The 21492-nt window shown below is 61.2% G+C and carries 18 protein-coding genes; 6 read left to right on the top strand and 12 right to left on the bottom strand.

Annotated elements, in window-relative coordinates:
* Positions 1–71: 71 nt before the first annotated feature.
* The 3 genes from Q0D52_RS07395 to Q0D52_RS07385 all read left to right on the top strand — a co-directional run bounded on the left by Q0D52_RS07395 (position 72) and on the right by Q0D52_RS07385 (position 3234).
* On the top strand, positions 72–1268 hold the full coding sequence (locus tag Q0D52_RS07395) for a glycosyltransferase (RefSeq protein ID WP_294381461.1): 1197 nt from the start codon (positions 72–74) through the stop codon (positions 1266–1268).
* Positions 1269–1300: 32 nt separating this feature from the next.
* The gene (locus tag Q0D52_RS07390) at positions 1301–2812 is read left to right on the top strand and encodes a DEAD/DEAH box helicase (protein WP_294381457.1); all 1512 of its coding nucleotides are present in this window, start codon (positions 1301–1303) and stop codon (positions 2810–2812) included.
* Between the two features lie 122 nt (positions 2813–2934).
* Positions 2935–3234: a NifB/NifX family molybdenum-iron cluster-binding protein gene (locus tag Q0D52_RS07385; RefSeq protein ID WP_294362237.1), complete on the top strand. Its 300-nt coding sequence runs from the start codon at positions 2935–2937 to the stop codon at positions 3232–3234.
* Positions 3235–3599: 365 nt separating this feature from the next.
* Here Q0D52_RS07385 and rplT read toward each other — a convergent pair whose 3' ends face one another.
* From rplT to Q0D52_RS07360, 5 genes are all read right to left on the bottom strand, one after another.
* Positions 3600–3953 carry a 50S ribosomal protein L20 gene (gene rplT, locus Q0D52_RS07380; protein WP_042434636.1) on the bottom strand — a complete coding sequence of 118 codons (354 nt, stop codon included), beginning with the start codon at positions 3951–3953 and terminating at the stop codon, positions 3600–3602.
* A 24-nt stretch (positions 3954–3977) separates the two neighbouring features.
* On the bottom strand, positions 3978–4175 hold the full coding sequence (gene rpmI / locus Q0D52_RS07375; protein ID WP_294362238.1) for a 50S ribosomal protein L35: 198 nt from the start codon (positions 4173–4175) through the stop codon (positions 3978–3980).
* Complete coding sequence (gene infC / locus Q0D52_RS07370) at positions 4168–4773, bottom strand: translation initiation factor IF-3 (RefSeq protein ID WP_042434641.1); 606 nt, start codon at positions 4771–4773, stop codon at positions 4168–4170. The genes rpmI and infC overlap by 8 nt, the downstream gene beginning before the upstream one ends.
* A 399-nt stretch (positions 4774–5172) precedes the next feature.
* A complete protein-coding gene (locus Q0D52_RS07365) occupies positions 5173–6315 on the bottom strand; it encodes a hypothetical protein (protein ID WP_294381454.1) in 1143 nt (380 codons plus the stop codon).
* Between the two features lie 29 nt (positions 6316–6344).
* Positions 6345–6749, bottom strand: a complete 405-nt coding sequence (locus tag Q0D52_RS07360; protein WP_294381451.1) for a hypothetical protein — start codon at positions 6747–6749, stop codon at positions 6345–6347.
* 177 nt (positions 6750–6926) lie between these two features.
* Between Q0D52_RS07360 and Q0D52_RS07355 the strand changes: the two genes are divergently transcribed.
* Entirely contained in the window at positions 6927–9881 is a 2955-nt protein-coding gene (locus Q0D52_RS07355; protein WP_294381448.1) for an insulinase family protein, read from the top strand.
* Positions 9882–10046: 165 nt separating this feature from the next.
* On the opposite strand, the gene larB is transcribed toward Q0D52_RS07355, so the two are convergent.
* Positions 10047–11399 carry a nickel pincer cofactor biosynthesis protein LarB gene (larB, locus tag Q0D52_RS07350; RefSeq protein WP_294381445.1) on the bottom strand — a complete coding sequence of 451 codons (1353 nt, stop codon included), beginning with the start codon at positions 11397–11399 and terminating at the stop codon, positions 10047–10049.
* Between the two features lie 402 nt (positions 11400–11801).
* Positions 11802–12767 carry an ABC transporter substrate-binding protein gene (locus Q0D52_RS07345; protein ID WP_294381441.1) on the bottom strand — a complete coding sequence of 322 codons (966 nt, stop codon included), beginning with the start codon at positions 12765–12767 and terminating at the stop codon, positions 11802–11804.
* Between the two features lie 375 nt (positions 12768–13142).
* Between Q0D52_RS07345 and Q0D52_RS07340 the strand changes: the two genes are divergently transcribed.
* Positions 13143–13880 carry a ComF family protein gene (locus Q0D52_RS07340; RefSeq protein ID WP_294381439.1) on the top strand — a complete coding sequence of 246 codons (738 nt, stop codon included), beginning with the start codon at positions 13143–13145 and terminating at the stop codon, positions 13878–13880.
* A gap of 60 nt (positions 13881–13940) precedes the next feature.
* Here Q0D52_RS07340 and Q0D52_RS07335 read toward each other — a convergent pair whose 3' ends face one another.
* Entirely contained in the window at positions 13941–15257 is a 1317-nt protein-coding gene (locus tag Q0D52_RS07335; RefSeq protein WP_294381438.1) for a glycosyltransferase family 2 protein, read from the bottom strand.
* A gap of 608 nt (positions 15258–15865) precedes the next feature.
* On the opposite strand from Q0D52_RS07335, the gene Q0D52_RS07330 reads away from it, so the two are divergent.
* Positions 15866–16036 (top strand): hypothetical protein, encoded by a 171-nt coding sequence (locus Q0D52_RS07330; RefSeq protein ID WP_294381435.1) that lies wholly within the window; start codon positions 15866–15868, stop codon positions 16034–16036.
* Between the two features lie 348 nt (positions 16037–16384).
* Here Q0D52_RS07330 and Q0D52_RS07325 read toward each other — a convergent pair whose 3' ends face one another.
* From Q0D52_RS07325 to Q0D52_RS07310, 4 genes are all read right to left on the bottom strand, one after another.
* On the bottom strand, positions 16385–17719 hold the full coding sequence (locus Q0D52_RS07325) for an MFS transporter (protein ID WP_294381432.1): 1335 nt from the start codon (positions 17717–17719) through the stop codon (positions 16385–16387).
* Positions 17720–17905: 186 nt separating this feature from the next.
* Complete coding sequence (locus Q0D52_RS07320) at positions 17906–18712, bottom strand: creatininase (protein ID WP_294381428.1); 807 nt, start codon at positions 18710–18712, stop codon at positions 17906–17908.
* 95 nt (positions 18713–18807) lie between these two features.
* Positions 18808–19962, bottom strand: coding sequence for a DMT family transporter (locus Q0D52_RS07315; RefSeq protein WP_294381425.1), 1155 nt, complete (start codon positions 19960–19962; stop codon positions 18808–18810).
* Between the two features lie 365 nt (positions 19963–20327).
* Positions 20328–21476, bottom strand: coding sequence for a serine/threonine protein kinase (locus Q0D52_RS07310; protein ID WP_294381423.1), 1149 nt, complete (start codon positions 21474–21476; stop codon positions 20328–20330).
* Between the last annotated feature and the right edge of the window lie 16 nt (positions 21477–21492).

Below are 21492 nucleotides of genomic sequence, written 5' to 3'. Positions count from 1 at the left end.
TCGTCATGCACGCTTCGGTGGGATCAGGGCATCGCAGCGCGGCGAACGCTGTCGCGCAAGCCTTCGAATACATGAAGGTCGAGCAGGCCGAAGGACGCGAGCAGCCTACCGAGGCCTTTCCCGATGTGCCGAAACTCCCTGACGGACTTGAGGTCGAAGTGCTTGACGTGCTCGATTTCGGCCGTGTGGTGTTCGATGGCGACAAAACCGCTTCCATGTTCACCGGCCCTACCCGCCCCATATACGACCTGACGTGGCGCTTCACGTTTACCGGCAGGCTTTTGTGGGGAGGCGGCAGCATATGGTCGCACCTGATGTACGGCAAGTTCACCGAACTGGTGCGCAAACGCCGCCCGCTTGCCATCATCTGCACGCACATCACCGCGGCAAACGTGGCAGTGGCGGCGCGCATGCTCACCGGACAGCACTTCCCCATCGTGTGCGTCCCCACCGACTATGAGACCGAGGGCCTCTGGCCGCATCAGTCCAGCAACCTGTTCTGCGTCGCAACGGAGAGCATGGCCGAAACGCTGCGCCCGCGCCTGGTGCCCGAGCAGCGCATCCGCATCACCGGCATCCCCACGCGCGAGGACTTCCGCGCAAGCTATGACCGCGAGCAAACCCGTCAACGGTTGGGGCTGCCGCAGGACAAGCGCATCGTGCTGGCACTGGCCGGAGCCTATCTGCCACGGCCCTATGTGCACTTCCGCACGGCGCTCGACAACCTGCTGCCGTACCTGCACACGTTCGGCGACACGCTGCATTTCGTGTTCGTCGCGGGAAACGATGCGGAATACGCCGGTCATCTGCGAAGGGCCTGCAGCGACCTGGGCATCTCCGATTACGTGACGGTGCTTGAATATGTCGAGGGCATGGCAGGGCTTATGGCGGCATCGGACCTGGTCATCTGCAAATCCGGTGGCCTTACCGTCACCGAATGCCTGTGCGCGCAGGTGCCCATGATCTTGCTGGGCCGCGCATACGGCCAGGAAAACGCCAACGTCAGGCTGCTCACCGCACACGGCGCGGCCATGCACGTCACCACCTGGCGAGAGCTGCTCGAAGCGCTGCGCCACATCTCGCGCAGCCCCGAAAGCGCTCGCTCCATGCTGGTCAACGGCAGCTTCCTTCGCCGCCCCGACGCGGCACGCGACATAGCGTGCGCGGCCATGGAGCTGGCAAACGCCGAGAAGGACCCGGCAAACCCGCTGTACAAGAAGCATTTCCTCCATTTCTATTGGGGGCATAAACCCGCGCACGTGCGATAGAGCCGCGCGCATCTGGAAAGGATCTACCTTACATGACGCATTTCGACGACCTCGGCCTTTCGGGCCAGGCATTGCAGGCTGTGGCCCAACTCGGTTACAGCACCCCCACTCCTGTGCAGGAGCAGGCCATCCCCAAGGTGCTCGAAGGCCGCGACCTGATCGCCGCCGCGAAGACCGGCACGGGCAAAACCGCCGCGTTCAGCCTGCCCACCATGGATAAGCTCGGCCACGCCAAGGGCAACAAGGGCCCGCTCATGCTGGTGGTCACCCCCACGCGCGAGCTTGCCGAGCAGATCGGCGAGGTGTGCGGCACCATCGCGAAGAACACGCACCATCGCATCCTTACCGTGGTCGGCGGCGTTTCCTACAACCCGCAGATCCAAGCGCTCAATCGCGGCGTCGACATGCTCATCGCCACGCCGGGCCGCTTGGTTGACCTTATGGACCAAGGGGCCGCCCACCTGAGCAGCGTGGAAGTGCTCGTGCTCGATGAGGCCGACCGCATGCTCGACATGGGCTTCTGGCCGGCAATGCGCAAGATCATCGGCGCAACGCCGCAAAACCGCCAAACCCTGCTGTTCAGCGCCACCATCGACCGCACCATCATGAACACGGCCGGCAAGCTTTTGCACAACCCCGCCATGGTCGAGATCGCCCACAAGGGCGAAACCGCCGATACGGTGGAGCAGTACGTCATGCACGTGCAGCAGGCGGTGAAACCCGAGCTGCTCAAGGGCCTTATGAAAGAACGCGGCCACAGGCGCGTCATCGTGTTCTGCCGCACGCGCAGCCGCGCAGACGCCACGTGCCGCCGCCTGAAGAAGGTCGGCTACTCCGTCGAGGCCATCCATTCAAGCCGCAGCCAGAACCAGCGCCGCCGCGCCCTTGAGAACTTCGCGAACGGCACCACCGACGTGCTGGTGGCCACCGACGTGCTCGCACGCGGCATCGACGTGGAGGAAGTCGAGTACGTGGTGAACTACGACCTGCCCACGCAGCCCGAGGACTACGTGCACCGCATCGGCCGCACGGGCCGTGCAGGCGCTACGGGCTTCGCCGTCAGCTTCGTCAGCCCCGAAACCGCCGACGCGCTTCGCGACATCCAGAAGCTGCTCAAGCGCACCATCCCCGAGCTTGAGCTTCAGAACTTCGACATGCACGAAGCCGAGAACGAGGCCGCGGCCAGGGCGCAGCGCGCCGAGGCGCGTCGCGACCCCGAGATCCAGCAGGCCAAAAAGGAGCAAGCTGCCCGCAAGCGCAGGAAGGACAAGGCCCGCGAGGCTGCACAGGCCGAAGAGGTGAACACCCGCCGCACCAAGCGCGGCAACCGCAAGGGCGCGGAGAAGCCCGCCAGCGGGACGGCCAACGCCGCAAGGAGGCACAGCAACGCCGATCACGGCTCGCAGCACAAGCGCAACGCCGGCCAGAAGAACGCTTCCGCCAACCGCGCGAAGACAAACGCCGCCGGAACGCAGAACGGCGATTTCCGTCCTGGACGCGCCCATCGCGCCCAGGTTGCGCATCAGCGCAACAGACGCCGCTAACAGATGCTATTGCGCCGGTTAAGGGGCCGGCGCATAGAAGCCCGGTAATCTATCGGTAAAGTGTATACGTCTTTAGGAGGGAGGACGCCATGCGCATAGCGGTAGCTTGCCAAGGGCTTGATGTGGCGCCAAGATTCGCACGCAGCTCTAGTTTCATGTGCTATCGCGTTGACCGTGGCATGTTCGCCGATTGCCAGAACATGCCGAATCTTTCGTTCCCTCCGGCTCAGCTGGCTCAGGTGCTGAAAGACCTTGAAGTCAGCGTCATGATCGTCAACAGGATCGATCCAACCTCTGAGACGGCCCTGAAAGCGGCCGGCATCGAGGTTCAAACCGGCTACACCGGAACCGCGTCCGCTGCTGCACGCACGTATATCGGCCGCACGCTGTCCGGAACGCACGAAGAGCTGGAGGCATCGTAGGCGCTTTTGCGCCACGCGATAGCATGGCACGTGGAAAGCGCCCTTAAGGGGCGCTTTTTTCGCGTCCGAAATCCCGGAGCATCTAAAGGATGGCGAAGACGCCCACAGAAAAGGGCCGCGCCTTTAACGATGCACTATTCTCAACCCTTGAAGGATCGAACACCGTAACGTGCTTGCGATTCAAAAGCATCCACTCGCAAACCGAACACTTCGGGTCGATCGGCTTAATGCCGATCCAATCCATGTCCGCAACAGGCCGCGCGCAAGCGATCATCGAACACGCTCGAAGCAACACGCCGCTGGAACGCAAAACACCCCGCCTGGATTCCCAAGCGGGGTGTTGCATATATGAAGCTATATGTAGCTTACAGGGCCTTCTTGGCGACCTCGACGATGGCGGTGAAAGCCGCGGGGTCGTTGATGGCCATATCGGAGAGCACCTTGCGGTCCAGCTCCACGCCAGCCTTCTTCAGGCCGTTCATGAAGGCGGAGTAGCTCATGCCGTTCAGACGGGCGCCGGCGTTGATGCGGGTGATCCACAGACGACGAATCTCGCGCTTCTTGTTGCGGCGATCGCGGTACTGGTACTGCAGGGAGTGCTGGACCTGTTCCTTAGCAGCGGTGTAGGAACGGGACTTGGCACCATAGTAACCCTTTGCACGGTTAAGGACGGTGCGGCGCTTCTTCTTGGCGTTGACTGCACGCTTGATACGAGCCATTGATTATCACTGCTCCTTTAAAACTTAGCGACGGCCGAGGTTGCGGGCCACGACGCGACGGTCAGCGGCGGACAGCTCGGTCTCGTGACGGAAATTACGCTTACGCTTCTGGGACTTCTTCGTCAGAATGTGGCTCTTGTAGGCCTTAGCACGCATAATCTTGCCAGAGCCGGTAACGCGGAAGCGCTTTGCCGTACCGCGATGGGTCTTCATCTTAGGCATTGCCTTCGTCCTTTCCTTCGTCTTTCTTGTCGTTTGCCTTCTTTTTCTTCGCCGCCATGCTTGCGGGAAGCGGGGCGATGAGCATGTGCATGTTGCGGCCTTCCATCTTCGGCTGGCTCTCGATGACCGCAATGTCCTTCAGGTCGTCGGCCAGGCGCTCCAGGATGGTCAGGCCCTGTTCCGGATGGGCCATCTCGCGGCCGCGGAACATGATGGTGATCTTGACCTTGTTGCCAGCGGAGAGGAAGCGAAGCACATGCTTCTTCTTCGTGGTGTAGTCCCCCACGTCGATCTTCGGGCGGAACTTCATTTCCTTGGTCTCGATCTTGCTTTGGTTCTTGCGAGCCTGCTTCGCCTTGATGGCCTGATCGTACTTGAACTTGCCGTAATCCATGATGCGGCACACGGGCGGTTCCGCATTCGGGGCGATTTCAACAAGATCAAGCCCCTGGTCGTCAGCAACGCGCTGCGCCTGGGCAACCGGGTAGATACCCAGCTGCGTTCCGTCGAACCCGATCAGGCGGCACTCGCGCACCGTGATCTGTTCGTTGAGCCTAGGCTCTTGAGCGGCTATCGCACTCACCTTCCTTCCTTGCATGCGGTATCGCATGGCATAAAAAAACCCACAGCTTCAAGCATGCGGGTGTGATGAACGAACCATGTTCAGGTATTCATACGACCCATCAGCTGCTTGAAAGCGCCGAACTAGGTGGGAAGCGCTATGCCCCCGCTTGTGAACAGCTCGTTTATTATAGCGCGAACGCCGACCAGCGCAAGGGACCTCCCTTTTCGCCGGCCGGCGTTCACAAGATGGACACAAGAAGCGAAAGCCGCACGAGGCAGATCCAAGCCCCCGGTCGCCGACACGCGCCGCGATAGGCCTGCCCGGCTCCAGCCCAGGTTATCGACCAAGCTCTTGCGTCCCGACATGCCAAGCGCAAAATCCCTGGTCACGGCCGAAAACAGCACCGGCGGCCATCCGGCCGCCGGTTGCAAGCTACGCGTTCACGTAGATATAGATGATGCGCACGGTGTCGGCCAGGTTGCCCGAGGCGTTTGCCGTGCTGTAATCGTACATGAGCACGCTCGACCAGGCATGGGGGGCGCCGTTGATGTCGACGGTACCGCTAAACGAGCAGTTCTCCTTCACCAGGGTGGTGCCGTCGGATGCGTAGCTGGAGTACGAAGTCTTATCGGCGGGCAGCGTTGCAGACCCATCCGCCACGTTCACGCCCGCCTCGCGCAGCGTCTTCTCGACGATGTGCTCGTTCTTCACGGCATCGGCAAAGCTGAGCGAGCCGTATCCGAGCGACGCGGTGGCGGCGGAGTAACCGGCCTGGATGACCTTGCCGTCGGCATCAAGCCCAAGGTAGACCGTAGGCGTGCCCGAACGGGAGTCGGCGGGCTCTGCGGTAAGGGCCACCGTGACGCTTTTCTTCACGGAATTGCCCTCCTCGTTGACATCCTTGGAGGACGTGACCGTTGCGCCATGGGCAAGCGCGGTCACGGCCGCATCCTGGGTTTGCCCCAGCACGCCGACCAGGTTGGGAACCTCGGTCTTCTTGGTGGTGGTGGCGCTTGCCGCATCCTTGCCGGAATTGTCCTGCGACAGGTTGCCCACGTCGGTGGATTGCTGCTGGGCTTGGGTCTGCTGCACCATGGCGCGGCTGGACTCGTTCCACAGCTGGAAGGCGAAATACCCCAGCGCGCACGCCAGCACCACCAGCAAGACGACGATGACCACGAGCACGCGGCGCACGCGGCGCGACTTCTTGAGATGCGGATGCTCCACCGGCTCGGGCTTGCCGTGGCGGCCGCTGGTTTGAGCGGGCGCAGGTGCGGGGACCTCGTCGCCGAACACGGGCTCGTCGCGCGGCTCGAGGCTCTCCACCGGGTCGGAATAATCCTCCGAGGTGTCGCCTTGATAGCTGAATCCGGCGGCATGGGCGCCATGGGAGGCGGCAACGGGCGCGAACGCCTCGGTCAGGCCGAGCGACGTATCGCCGTCGGCGGCAGCGCGCGGCTCGGGAGCATCGCCGGCCCCGATGGGCGCGAACGCCTCGGTCAAACCCAGGGAGGCGTCGCTTTCGGGCTGCTGCTTGCGGGCGCCGCGAGCGATGTTGAAGCTATGTTTGGACATGGTCAGGCCTTTCTCTTGAAAACAGCCGATCAGCGCATGAACAGGGCGAAGTAGACGACCGCCGCGACGATGATAAGGCCGATGCCGACGAGCACCGCCTTCTGCATTCCCGACATAGGGCCCGCATCCAGGTCCTCAAGGGTCTGCTCGGCACGATGGGCAGACTTCAATCGGCTATCGGGATCGGCGGCTTGCGCCTTGCGGGCGTGTTCGGCATGCGGTTTCGCGGCAGGCTCGTGGGCAGGCATCTGCTGAACCGCATGCTGCGGTTTGGGCGCCCCAACGGGAGCAACCTGAGGCTCGCGCTTCGCGTGAACAGCCTCTTCGGGAACATCTTCGCCCTGGTGACGGCCATAAGCGCCCGCCTGGATGACCACATCGTCGTCATCGCCGGCATTGACCGTGATATGGGAGAAGCGCTGATCTTGCGCCATGCCGAACCTCCTGCCTTGTGCGTTTCCATGCTGTGTATGCCCCCGATTATAAAGGATTGGCCGGCACGCCCCGGCACCTAGGTAGAAAAACCACGGAGCAGCCCTGGCGCCTTGCCCGGCGCCGCCGCCGTTGTGCGACAATAGCGGGCGAAACCAGTAAAGAGAAAGGCGGCTTGCATGAACCTTGAACAAGGCCAGGAACTGCACGGGTTCACCGTGCTCACGGCCGAGCCCTTGCCCGAGATCGACGGCGATGCCTATACGCTTTCCCATCCGGCAAGCGGCGCAAAGCTTCTATACCTGCGCAACGACGACCGCAACAAAGCGTTCTCCATCGCCTTCCGCACCCCTCCTGCCGACGACACCGGCGTGTTCCACATCCTGGAGCACTCCGTGCTGTGCGGTTCGGAGAAGTTCCCCGTCAAGGAGCCCTTCGTCAACCTGCTGAAAACCAGCATGCAGACGTTTTTGAACGCCATGACCTTCGGCGACAAGACGCTCTACCCCGTGGCGTCCACCAACGACCAGGACCTCATGAACCTGGCCGACGTGTACATGGACGCGGTGCTGCACCCCGATATCTACCGAAAGCGTCAGGTGTTCGAGCAGGAAGGCTGGCACCTTGAGGTGGCCGACGCCGAAGAGGGCCAGGCCGAAGCCGGCCGCCAGCTCACCTACAACGGCGTGGTGTACAACGAAATGAAAGGCGCGCTGTCCGACCCTACCAGCGTGCTGTACGACCAGCTGCAGACAAGCCTGTTCCCCGACACCCCTTACGCGTTCGAATCCGGCGGTACCCCCGAGGCCATCCCCACGCTCACCTACGAGCACTACCTGGAGGAGCACGAGCGCCACTACCGCCTGGACAACAGCTACATCGTGCTGTACGGCAACCTGGACCTAGATCGCATGCTGGCGTTCTTGGATGAGCGCTACCTGACGCCCGTAGCCGCCGAGCAGGCGAAACGCCGCGAGCAGCGCGCAGCCGAGGGGCTTGCGGAGCTTTCGCCGCGCACCTTGCCCGTGCAAGAGCCCGTGCGCGCCCTGGGCGTGCGCCGCGAGATGGCCACCGCGCCGGACAACGCCTGCATGGGCCTGGCCTGGGTCATCGGGCACGTGCGCGAGCGCACGCGCATCGTAGCCGCCGACATCCTGCTCGATGCCATCGCCGGCAGCAACGAGGCGCCGCTCAAGCGCGCGCTGCTCGACTCCGGCATCGCCGGGGACGTGCAGTCCTACCTGGCCGATTCCGTGCAGCAGCCCTTCGCCGTGCTGCAGGTTCGCGACCTGGGCGAAAACGCCGCGCAACGCTTGCGTCCCGTCGTGGAGGCCGAGCTTGAGCGCCTGGCCGCGGGCGGCTTGGACCATGCGCTCGTGGAGGCATCCATCTCCCGAGCCGAGTTCGTCATGCGCGAACGCGACTTCGGCATGGCAGACGGCGTAGCGCTTGCCATGACGTCGCTGTGCGGTTGGCTCTACGACGACGAGCTCGCCACGGCCTATCTGCGCTACGAGGACGACTTCGCCTTCCTACGCCGCGCGCTTGACCAGGGGTATTTCGAGAACCTCATCCGCGAGGTATTCCTGGACAACGCCCATATGGCTGAAGTGGAAGTGGTGCCCGTCGAGCAGCAGGACGATTCCAACCAGCGCCGCCTCGCCCAGCTCGCCGCCGACTTCGCCGATGACGACTTCCGTCGCGTCGAGGACGAGGTCGCACTGCTTCGCCAGATGCAGGAAGCCCCGGATGCACCCGAGGACGTGGCGAAGCTGCCGCAGCTGACGGTCGCAGACATCGGGCCCGCGCCCGCCGAGCCCGCCTACGGCCTGGCAGAAGGCACGCCGGTCCCCTGCATCCGCCATCACCTGCACACGCGTGGGCTTGTCTTCGCGTACCGCTACTTCGATATGAGCTGCCTTGAGTTCGAGGACCTGCCCTATGCGGCGGTGCTCGGCATCGTGCTGGGCAAACTTGGCACCGACGCGCATTCGGCGGCCGAGATCGACACGCTCACCAACGGCAAGCTGGGCAACTGCTCGTTTTTCTGCGAGGTGTACGAGGACGAGTACGACCCCGAAGTCGTGACGCCGACGTTCGTGGCAAGCGCCTCGGCTTTGGCCGAGAACGTCGAATGGCTGGCACAGCTGCCAAGCGAGATTCTGGAGAGAACCGACTTCAGCGACACCGGCAAGATCCGCGATGCGCTGCAGCAGCGCCGCATCGGCATGGAGCAGAGCTTCGCCAACGCCGGGCACGCCGCCGCCATGGCGCGTCTGACGTCGTACTTCCTGCCGGCCGGCGTGGTGCGCCAGCAACTCGGCGGCGTGGACTTCCACCGCTTCCTGGTAGATGTGCTGGACAACTTCGACGACCGCGCCGCTGAGCTGGCAAAACGCCTTGAGCAGGTGGCGCATAAGCTCTTCGACGGCTCGAACTTGTTGGTGTCGCTCGCCGGCAGCGACGAGTGCATCATGCGCTTCTGGCAAAACGCCGGCATCACCGCGGGCACCAGGAAGGCCCCGACGGTATTCGAGATCCCGAAGCCCCAGATGCGCAACGAGGCGTTCATCGTCCCCACCGACGTGTGCTATGCCTCCACGGGATTCGACCGCCGCTCGCTCGGTGCGCCCTACACCGGCGTATGGCAGATCGCGGCGCGCGTGCTTTCCTACGACTACCTGTGGAACGAAGTGCGCGTGAAGGGCGGCGCCTACGGAGCGGGATTCCAAGCGGCGCGCACCGGCACCGTTCGCTTCTATTCATATCGCGACCCGCATCTTGACGAAACCCTGGAGCGGTTCAACGGCACGCCCGCTTGGCTTGCCGCATTCAACCCCACGACCGAGGAGATGGACGGCTACGTGGTCAGCACCGTGGCCAGCTTCGATGCGCCGCTCAAGGAACGCATGCAGATCCGCCGCCAGGATGGAGATTTCCTTAGTGGGCGCTCGCCCGAAGCGCGTGCGCAGACTCGCTCCCAGATGATCGAGGCAACGCCTGAAAAGCTCCGCGACCTTGCCAGCGTCATCAAGAAGGCGCTGGACAAGGAAGCCGTCTGCGTGTTCGGCAACAAGGCCATCCTCGAGGGCGCGAAAACCGATTTGGACGTGATCGACCTGCTCAATAGCTAGCGTCGCAGAAGGCTGAAGCGCCCGAAAACCCTGGAAACGGCGAAGCGCCGCAGGCAAGGCCCGCTGCAAGATGCGAGACTGCGCCTGCGGCGCTTTCCTTTTGGCGCGAAACGCGAACGCGGCCCAGGCTCGATTGCCTGGGCCGCGTTCAAGCAAAACCAGTGGTTATACGAATTCGTCCACGAAATGCAAGATCATCGCCGCGCTCGTGGGGGTCATGCGCTCCCCGGGCAACGTGCGTTCGCACACGGGGATACCGAGTGCGATGATGGCGGCAGTCGCCGGTGCCGGGATGGAAATCGTGCCATGGGCGCATTCCACCGTCCCCTGCCCCGTTTGCGCGGCCGTGGCCACGATGCGCTTCGCGCCCGTTGCCTCCACAGCCAAGCAGACAAGCAGCGTATTGCGGATACGGGAGCCATCGCCGACTTCGTGGAAATGGGTCTGCTCAACCGCGCAACCATGCGCAGCGGCCTCGGCTTCGGCCAAGATGGTGTAGATGGCGCGCATATGGTCGCGCACCGCCTGCGATACCGCCAAACCGTCGATGGTGGCAAGCACCTCCCCGATATCATGATGATGCCAATCGGGCACGCCTGCGGCATCGGCCGCAGCCTCAAGACGCTCCCGAGCATCAGGCGGCAACTGCAACAGGGTGTCGCTCAAAAGCTGGCCACGCGTGGCGTTCTCGGCAAGGTTCCATCTAAGAATCTGCATGTCGGCTTCCTCTTTTCCGTGTTGATTGCCCGCGCGCTCTATCATGTGGGCCTGATACCCCGCGCCGAAACCGTTGTCGATATTGACCACGGAAACGCCCGACGCACAAGAATTGAGCATGGCAAGAAGCGCAGCCACGCCGTCGAAGCTGGCGCCGTAGCCCACCGACGTGGGAACGGCGATCACGGGACATGCGGCCATCCCGCCCACCACGCTGGCAAGCGCGCCTTCCATGCCCGCCACCGCCACCACGCAGCTGGCACCTGCGATGTCGTCCTTACGAGCCAGCAGGCGGTGAATGCCCGCAACCCCCACATCATACAGACGCACCACGCGCGAACCGAGCACCTCGGCGGTGACGGCAGCCTCCTCAGCGCAGTATAAGTCGCTGGTACCGGCGCACGCTACCGCGATGTAGCTATCCCGCACAGGCTTTGCGGGGATCCCGAGCAGGCCCAGGCGGGGAACGGGACGATACTCGAACGCCGCCGCGGCCTGCGAGTCGCGGACAAGCAGCGCGGCCCGCACCGCTTCGGCCTTCTGCGCTTCAAGCCTGGTCACGAGCACGCACGCCTGACCAGCGGCATGCAGAGCCAGGCAGATATCGGCGATCTGATCGGCCGTCTTGCCGGCGCCGTAAACCACCTCGCCCGCACCCGTGCGTTGAGCGCGATCGGTGTCGACCTTCGCGAAGCCCAGGTCGGTGTAACCCTGATCGACAAGTTTGCTTTGCGCGGCCGCCGGGCTGATCGAGCCTGAAGCCACCTGCTCGAGCATGCGCAGGACTTGCTGCGGTTCCATGAACCCGCTCCTTTCCCCGCTCGCCAGCAGCGAGCCGTCGTTGATGTCACAACCTATTGAAACACCGGAAGTTAACTTCAGGTCAAGCACCATCAAGGGACTGCATGCTTTCGTCATAGACACATGGCGAAATGCCACGGACCCGATAGGCGCTGCGCCGCAACGCGACTGCGGCACGGCACAGCCCCCACGATCGATCGCCGCCGATACGGCAATGCTCTTGAGGGCCGCCGCCCTGCACGGAAAAGCTCCACGATCGATCGCAGCCCGATACGGCAACGCCCCCGCAAGCCGCCGCTCTGGACGGCAAGGATCTCACGAGCAAGCGCCACCCATACAGCAAGGCCCCCGCGATTGCGAGGGCCTTGACCGAAGATGAAGCCGGTTGCAGCTTGCAGTCGATTAGTTCGAAGCAGAGCTGCTGTCGGAGTTGGTCTTGTTGGTGCTCGAGCCGTTGTTGCCCGTAAGCGTGCCGATAGCCGCATTAGCGGAGTTGAGAACCTCGCCCATGTCGTCCTTGTCATCGGAGGCGCCGGCGGTCAGCTTGATGCCGGACAGGTCCATGGTGGTGCCGAGCCACTTCTTCTGGATGACCGAGGACACGCCGTTGGAGTTCATAGCGGAAAGCGCGTTGGACACCGCCTGCTTGAGCTGGGTGTTGCCGTCGAGCACGCCTACGCAGTAGCCGCTGGCCTGCTGCATGAGCGCGACCATGTGCACATCCATGCCGGCGTTGTTGGAAACGTACGAACCCACGACCGCATCGGCGGCCACATACTGCACCTTGCCGGACTCAAGCGCGGAGAAGGCGCTCTTCAGATCCTCGGTGGTGGTGATGGTGGAGCTATCGAACTCGTTGGTGACGGCCCAGGCGCTATTGGAAGACACCTGCGCGGCGATCTTGGTGGATTCCGCGTTCGCCGGCACCGTGGAGTTGGAGGACTGCGCGAACAGGGCCACTGCCGTGGGCAGATAGGTGTCAGAGGTCCAGAAGCTGGGGGAATCGGACTTGTTAACGCCCATGACCACGTCGACCTTACCGGAGGTGAGCGCGCCGGCGGCATCGGTGGACACGTCCACGACCTCGAGTTTCAGGCCAAGCTGATCGGCCAGGGCGGCGGCCATGTCGACGTCGATGCCGACGATCTTGGTGGAAGAGGAGGGCTGGCCGGCCAAAGGCGCGTTGCTGGCGTTGACGCCCACGCGCAAGACGCCTTCCTGCGCGATAACGGGCTTGCTGACCGCAGGCGTGGCCTCGGGCGGCGTATACGATTCCTGCTGCTGCTGGCAACCGGTGGCAAGCAGCAGCATGGCGGCGCAGCAGACAGCAGCGGCGCAGCATGCGGCAAAGCGCTTGAGATGCTTCATGTTCCGACTTCCTCCATCTCGTGCAAGTAAAACAAGCTTCTTCCGACTGACCTAGTTTTCGACCCCACACTCGCGCACCGGGGCTTGGCTTTCGCGCCACCCTCTCCCCCGTCGCGACGGTATGCCGCTCGTATAAACGGAGGGTGCGTCTTACCTCTAGGATACGCCGTGCTCGCCTTCGCGGACGCGCCGCGGGACTTACGTGGATCCTTTCGACCGCATCTGCCATGGACTAGGGCCTTCGTGGAAAGCCCGCAACTACAGACTCGAAAGAAGCCTTAGTAGTGTATCAGATACGCAAGGACCAAAGGGTTTCGCGAGGCGTTTTCCGCAAGGGTTTCGCAAGACGGTGCGCTTAAGCTTCAAGGCATGGGAATGATGTCGAACATAGCAGGCGCCTGCGCGCCGCTTGCCGCCGAGGCCGTCGAGGCCTTGGCCGAAACCGTATGGCCGACGCGATGCGCAATCTGCGATGCGCCCGGTCAGGTGCTCTGCGATTCGTGCCGCGCATCGCTTCCCTACGTGGACTGGTGGCGCGCATGCCCCCGCTGCGGGGCACCGTTCGGACGCGTGCAATGCTGCGAATGCAACGAGGTGATGCTTGCGGCGCAAGGGCGCACGCAGCCGGCTTTCGACGGAATGGCCGCGGCGGTGTCGTTCGACGAAGGCGCCGCGCGCATCGTGCGCACATGGAAAGACGCCGGGGAGAGACGCCTGGCGTCAGAGATGGCACGGCTCATGCTGCCCCAGGTGCCGCCCGCATGGTTTGCAAACGCGGTAGCGGCGCCCATACCCGCAAGCGCCGCCGCACGCCGCCGACGCGGGTTCGACCACGGCCGGGAGCTTGCATGCACGGTCGCCGACCTGGCGGGAATCCCCCTGATCGAAGCGCTGGCACGGCCCCGCACGTTCGACCAGCGCGCACTCGGCCGGCGCGGGCGCATCGCCAACCTGCAAGGCCGCTTCCAAACGCTGCCCGGCGCAACGGTTCCTGCCCGTATCCTGCTCATCGACGACGTGTGCACCACAGGCTCCACCATGAACGCTGCCTGCGACGCCCTTCGCGCGGCGGGCGCGGTCGAGCTGCACTGTTTGGTGTTCGCACGCGTCTAGCGCAAGAAAGGCGGCCCCAAGGCCGCCTTTCCATTTCGTACGTTGTTTCGCCGTTCAGCGCTAGGCGCGCTCGCGGCGGGATTCGCTTTCGGCGAATTCCTGCACGTCCACGTTGATGGAGTGCTTGATGGGCTTCCAGTTGCACTTCTTCACCAGCGCCACCAGCGCAATGGGCACGTAGGTGAGCATGAAGAACGGGAACGTGAACATGTAGCGGATCTTCTTGCCCGTGGTGGAGTGGATGGAATCCCATTCCACGAAGGTGGTCAACACGCCGAACATGAACATGAACACCATGTAGTTCATCAGGCAGAAGCAGATCGAAGACACCGAGGAGGCGACCATGACGCCCGTGGACATAAGGCCTGCCGCCGCTAGGGCGATGATGATGGCGTTGAACGTCACGCTGATGATGGTGAGCAACATGCCCGGGGCGATGGTCATAAGCATGTCGTAGCAAGCGAAGCGGCTGCCCTTGGGGTTGGTGGCGATGCCCTTGGCCAGTCGGGCTCCATAATGCCAGAACACCTGGTAGAAACCCTTCGCCCAACGGAAACGCTGGTTCCAGGAATCGCGGAACGTGACAGGCTGCTCATCGTAGAGCACGGCCGTGGGCGTGTAGCTGATGCGCTCGCCCTCCAAGATGGAGTTGGCGGAGAACTCGATGTCCTCGGTGAGCAGGTGCCACTTCCAGCCACCGTTGCGCTCGATGATCTTCGCGGACACGAAAAAGCCCGTGCCCGAAACGGCGCAGCTGGTGTTGAGCGTCAAGCGGGCCTGGTTGAGGAACTTCGCCTCGCGCAGGAACCACACGGCGTAGCCGGCGGAAATCCAGTTGCTGTCGTAGTTCTTCGAGTTACGGTAGCTGGTGGATGCCACAGCGCCGTTATCGAAGGTCTTATTCATCTCACGGAAGTAGTTCACATCAAGGACGTTGTCGGCGTCGAACACGAAATACGCCTCATACCCGCGATCGGCGTACTGGCTGCGGATGACGTTGAAGCCGTAGTCGAGCGCATAGCCCTTACCCACTTGCTCGGTATTGAAACGCGGGAACACGATGGCACCGGCCTCACGGGCAACCTCGGCGGTGTTATCAGTGCAGTTATCGGCGATCACGAACACGTCGATAAGCTCGCTCGGATAGTTCTGCACCTTGATGGAATGAATGAGCTGGCCGATGACCGCGCTTTCGTTGCGTGCGCTGATGACGGCCGCGAACTTGTGGTTCTTCCTCGCGACAAGCTTCTTGGGCTTGCGGGTAAGCACCACGAACACGTAGTAAAGCTGATACGTATAGCAGATGGTGAACGCCAAGAAGACGCAGAAGTTGAATATATCCACGAACGAGATATGCGAGAAGAACTGATCTAGCACCTTTGCTCCTTTTACGGGCCGCACTCGCTTCGCGGCCGACCATAGACGCCGCCTGCGGCGCCCCCGGATGCCCATGCGGCATCAGGCAACGTCCCGCGCATGTGCTGTAATGGTAAGTTCGTTATAAGCGGAACGTTTAAACCTATAGAAGTATAGCGGCAAGGAACGGATTTGTCCTGCGCGCACCGCTTTTTGGTCCAGTATACGACCGCTAACAGGCCGATTCGCCCCATTTGCACACAGGGTGTGCACACGCCCTTCATAAACCAGTACCGAAGAGCGTGCCGACGCGGCCAGCCAACATATCACCGCTCGCAGACAAGCGAATGCTTACGTTAATCTCGAATTTGCCCGAATCGCACAGACATCGATCGCTCGCTCAGATATTCGGATCGAGGCGGAAACCATTCCCTCCCTTTCGATAAAGCGAAAGGCTTGAAGCCGATTACGCGTTCCATAATCGGCAACGCAAACCGCAAAAAAATAGATTTCACTTTATACTCGTACGCGATTGCATTGCTTTGAGCAGCGAGGGGACTATAATGCATAGCAAGAAAGTTGGGGATTGCCCCAATCTTGAACAGAACAGGCACGAAAGGACATCGGACATGAGCAAGGAGCCGTTAGCGAACGTCGCATGCGATCAGATGAACGCAAAAGAGGAAGATAAGGCTGGTTCTTCTTTTGCCGCGGCAGGCACCTGCGCGTCCAACCCATGTATCATGGGCAAGTACCAGGGCCGTTATACGATGCGTCGTGGCGGTATCAGGAAGCGCTAAATACCATTTAGATTCGATTGCATTGTCAAATCAAATCAATGAAAGGGGCCGGGGCTTCCTGGCCCCTTTCATGTACCGTTGCAGGCTGTGCTAGATTCGGCTTGTTTGGACGAAAGCACATCTGAATCCGTTGGCGAAGACGAGAGCTGGAGCGCACTCCCTCACTTGACCTTCGCAAACGCCACATCGGTAAAGCTGCTCTGTCATATCAGCCCGCAATCTAGGGCACCATGCCAGCAAAACAATCGGAATCGAATGGCGCCGACGTTGCCATCGGCGCCATAAGCTCTGTTTGGTAGAGCTTTGCGATCTAACCTACGGAAATGAGGCAGCTCGTCGGCTACTCAACTACTTGATGTCGTGCAACTCGATGCCGTTATAGTCATGCGCGGTGAACCAAAGGATGATACCGGCAATGATGCAGATGCCCATCATGTAGTAAGCCGGGGCCATGCCGTTGCCCGTGAAGTCGATCAGCGCGGTTGCCACCATGGATGCCGTGCCGCCGAACAAAACGTAGGCAATGTTCGAGCCAAGTGCAGCGCCGGTGTAACGAACCTCAGTGGGGAACATCTCGGCCTGATAGCAGGCGATGTTCGAGTCGTTGATCGAAAGGGTGATGCACAGCATCAGCTCTGCAACGATGATGATCGGCAGCGAAGCGGTGTTGAGCATCAAGAAGCCAGGCACGCTCAGAAGGATGAAGATCAAGCATGCACCGAGCATCATGCGGCGTCGTCCGATGATGTCAGAGACCTTACCAGCCGCAAGCACGATGAAGATGTACGCCAGCAGCGCGATATCGGTGGCCAGCTGAGCATCGCCTGCATTCACGCCCGCATATTGCGTCAGGTAGGTCGGCAGATACGTCAGCACCAGATAGAAACCAACGGAATTCACCATGGTCGCAGCGATGCTGGAAAGAAGGCGCTTACGGTACTTGGTGAAAACCAGGTGCGTGGGATGCTCGACTTCAGGAACCGTGTTTTCTTCGATTTCCTCTTCATGCTCTTCGTACACGGGAGAGTCGTCGACATGGTTCTTGATGTAGAAGTGGAACGCAACGCCGAGCGGTCCTGCCAGCAGGAAGGGAATGCGCCATCCCCACGAGATCACGTCGATCTCGGGCATGCTCATCTTGATGATCAGTGCAGCGGTAGATCCTGCGAACAGGCCGCATGCCGTGGATGCGGCAACAAGCGAGCAGTACTTGCCGCGATGGTTCGCGGGAGCGTATTCGGCCAAGAACACGGCCGCGCCGGAATACTCGCCGGCGGCGCTAAAGCCCTGAATGCTGCGCAGCGCAAGCAACAGCAGAGGCGAAGCGATGCCGATGGTCTCGAAAGACGGAAGGCAGCCGATAAGGAACGCTGCAGCGGTCATGCAGAGAATGGAGACGGACAGAGACCATTTCCTGCCCTTTTTGTCGCCCATGGAGCCCCAGAACGCAGCGCCAAGCGGACGGAAAACGAACGAGAGAGCAAAGATTGCGAAAGCCATAAGGGTGGAGTCCACGGATGATTCCGGGAAGAACACCTGGCCGATGGTGATCGCGAAGTACGTATACGTTGCGTAGTCGAACCATTCGATGAAGTTGCCCAAAAAGGACGAGAACGCAACCTTAAGCGGGACCTTTTTCTCTTCGACATCCGTACTCGGAATGTCAGCGGTGACAGCACTCATTTCGTGCTCCTAACTGATTTCATGGAAATCGCCTAGGGAATGAACCCGCTCGTTGGCGTCAAAACGTCGGTCCGTGTAGTGAAGCATGAAACCTCCCGATGTCCTGCGCTCTTGCAGGGTCATTTGGAAAATCGGGTGATACATGCCAAGCGCTTGTATCACCCGACTGTTTACGATGATCTGGTCTTACAGATACTCAAGCTTGATTGCTTCGACCATGTTGGCAACAGCGACGTCGCGCAGAATGATGCCCTTTTCCTTGGAGCTCTCACCCGGGTGAGACAGGCAACCCGAAGGCGGAGTGTAGGAGGGAACGATAGGCAGAACGTCGTAGTTGGGAAGAGTTGCCGGAAGACCGGTGTAGAGCTTCTCATCCATCCTGCTCATATCCACAAGCTCAGGGAAGAACAGGAGCATGAGCGAGGTTTCCATAACGCCTGCATGCTCGAGGTCCCAACCGGTGAATCCATCGGGATAAAGGCGCTCGATGGTGGCGTCATCGACGAAGTCCCAATAGCTGAGCAGCTGGATCTTCACATCGTCGATGCCTTCACGGCGAGCATCCTCGATGGCAAGCTGCATGCCCTCGAATGCGAACTGGTAGTTCTCGTAATGACCGTTCATGAGGACGATCTTACGGGCGCCCTGGCGGATCAAGCTGTACGCGATGTCGCGTGCCAGCGCGATCAGCGTGGTTCCGCGAAGGCTGGTGGTGCCGGTGAGATGGAATCCGCCGCCGCTGCGCTGCTGGGAACGGAAACCGTAATTGATCGGGGCGGTAACGATGCCGTGGACCTTGCCGTTGGTCGCTTCCTCAAGAGCCTTGGCGGTTTCGCCTGCCATGGTCTTGGTGAGTGCGGCATCAACGCACATGGCCATATGCGATCCGTGCTGCTCAAGCGCTCCGACCGGGATGAAGAAGATGGAATCGCCTTCAAGCTTATCGCGATAGGTGAACGCGTCCATTTCTTCCATGTACACGCTGGGCTTCATAGGAATCGTCTCCCTTCGACCTCGGAATCAACCGGGTTATGTGGGGGGATGCCCATCCTTAGGGGGTGAACATCCCCTTGCGATTTACTAAAGGATTAAGCTTCTGAGGAAGCTGACTTTGTGTCGAACTCCTCAGCTGCCTTCTGCGCTGCCGCGCTCATGGCTTCGAGCTTCGGATCCATTCCGTCGGGGGTGGCGTCGATCACGCCTGCTCCCCCAGCACCGACCTGCGCGGGAACCGCGGCACCGGCTTCGACCTCGCCATTATTGGCAGCCTTGGTGGAGAAGAAGATCTGCGCCACGCCGCCGATGATGATCAGGGCGCCGCCGATAATCTGGAAGGCGGTCAGGACTTCGCCGAACATCACCAGACCGAGGAGGGAAGCCATGATGGTCTCTTGGTAGGAGATGGCTGCCAGCTCGCCGGCCTTCAGACGCTTGGTCGCGAAGGTGAGCAGGTAGAAGGCGCCGAAGCCGGTGATCAAGGCGGCAGCGATCAGCACTGCCCAAGAGGAGCCGCTCATGGTGAACATGTTCCATGCATGGGTGATGATCTGGCCGTTAGCATCGAACTGGGTAACGCCGTTGATCTTCTCGGTGTAGGCGAGCGGCTGCAGGAAGAAGTGGTGCCAAGCCAGCAGAACCAGGATCGACAGCGAGCCGAACAGGAAGTTCCACCAGCTGCGAACGTTGGAGTCGCAATCCTCGCGATAGCGGGAGAAGAACAGGTACAGGCCATAGGCGACACCGGAGGCGAAAGCGACTGCATTGCCGAACGAGTACTTCGGATCAAGGTCGAGCGTGAGGCCCTGCGGGGTGATGATACCGACGATGAACAGCATGCCGATAACAACCGCTACGATGCACAGGACGCCTTTGATGTTAATCTTTTCCTTCAAGAAGATGGCAGCCAGAATCGTCGAGTAGATGGGGCCGGTGTAGATCAGGAAAGAAGCGTTGGCCAGGGTGGTGTACTGCGTGGAGAGGCAGTACAGACCAGACAGCAGGCCAAGGAAGATACCGGACAGCAACATCGTTGCCGAGAACTTCGTGGCTTTCAACTTCTTGAAGCCGCCGATGAACAGGAAGATGATCGACAAAGCGATCAGACCGGCGAAGTTCCTCCAGAAGGAGATGAAGTCGCCAGGTGCATCGATGAATCGGGCAAATGCACCGATACCGCCCATCAGCGATGATGAGCAGAACATCATGATAAAGCCAATGAGCTTATACTTTGCTTGTTGGTTCATGGGGGTGTCCCTTCAAACGTCGGCCTTCTCTTATCGAGTGGACGTATTGGGTGGGAAACAAGCGCCCTAGTCTGACGTCGCCGCGATTGAGAGTGTAGGCGGGTTGCTGAAGTAAGGATACTTGCTTACAGAAATCAAGAATTGACTCTGCACTAATAATTGAAATTGAGGTAAAATCCTCATCCATGGCCCCGGGGCTTCGAATAAAGGCATAAGGAGATGCCGCTGCAACGGCTACCTTTGATCCGAAGCCCTAGGATTTCTTTTGCGCAACATTGCGCGAGTGCATGCTTTGCTTTGAGTCGCCCGGACGATTTTCATCGTCCGGGCGTTTTTCGTTGTCAAACGATTTCTAGGCTAGCGGCCTAGTCCTCCCACATCTCCGGGTGGATGAGCGTGCAGTCCTTGACGCGGTTCGGGAAGTAGTCAAGGCACTCGCCCTCGCGGTAGACGTCAGCGGTGGAGCAGTGCAGGCCGCCGCCGAACGGGTAGGCGTCGCGCAGGTCGACCGGGATGACGTTCATGCCCAGGGAGTCCATCTGCTCCTGCTGGTTGACCTCGGAGGCCTCGACGATGACCGTGGAGGGATCGAGCACCAGGCAGTTCATGGACAGCCACACGGAGCTGTAGCACAGCGCGGGCGGCTCGTCATGGGCGGGCTGGGCAGCGTCGACGATCTGCCAATCGTTGGCCTCGAAGATCTCCTTCTGGCCCTCGGCGGGGTGACGGTGCGGGTTGTTGATGATCAGGCCCGGACGCAGCGGCACGAAGGTTGCGTCGATGTGGATCGGGTAGGGGTCGCCCGGGAAGTTCATGGCATGGATGCGGTACTCGGGATAGTAGCGCTGGAACCACTCCATGGCGGTGCGGTTGGTGGTCAGGCCGTGCTGGATGAAGATATCCTTGCCCATGCGCATGAGGTCGGCGGCGTCCCACATCGGCTCGACTTCGGTGGTCACGAAGTCCTTGTTGGCGGTACGGACGAGGCGCTCCTCGAGGGTGATCTTCTCGTCGTAGTAGTTGTGCTTGTAGGAAGCGTCGGTCAGACGAGGACGGGGGGCCTGGGTCCACAGGAACTCGGGATCCTCATCGAAGTACTGCTTCATGAGCGGCCAGTAGGCCAGGTACTCGAAGTAGCGGCAGCGGAAGGAGTTGGCGGAGGCCATGATCTCGTTGCCGACGGTCAGCAGGATGTCGCGCGGAGGCATGCAGGTCATCATGGAGTCGTTGCGGAAGTCCGGCGTGCCGATGGCCTGGTTCCACTGCAGAGGGGTCGGGCGGTCGACGACGACGCCGCGCTCCTCGACGGCCTTGACCAGGTTCTCGAGGCACTCGTTGCCGCGCTCGACGGTGCGCAGCGGGCGCAGGCCCCACATGCCGCGCATCTCGGAGTCGACCGGCACCTTCTCAGAGGTTGCGGGCTCCTCGGGCGGGATCATGGAGTTATCGCAGCGGCCAACGATGACGCGCTTCAACGGATCCCAGTCGTTCCAAGAGTTGACAATCTTCGCCATGACTGTCTCCTTTCTT

The organism is uncultured Senegalimassilia sp. (assembly GCF_934630535.1).
GTDB lineage: Bacteria > Actinomycetota > Coriobacteriia > Coriobacteriales > Eggerthellaceae > Senegalimassilia.
This window is presented reverse-complemented; position numbering and strand designations above follow the sequence as displayed.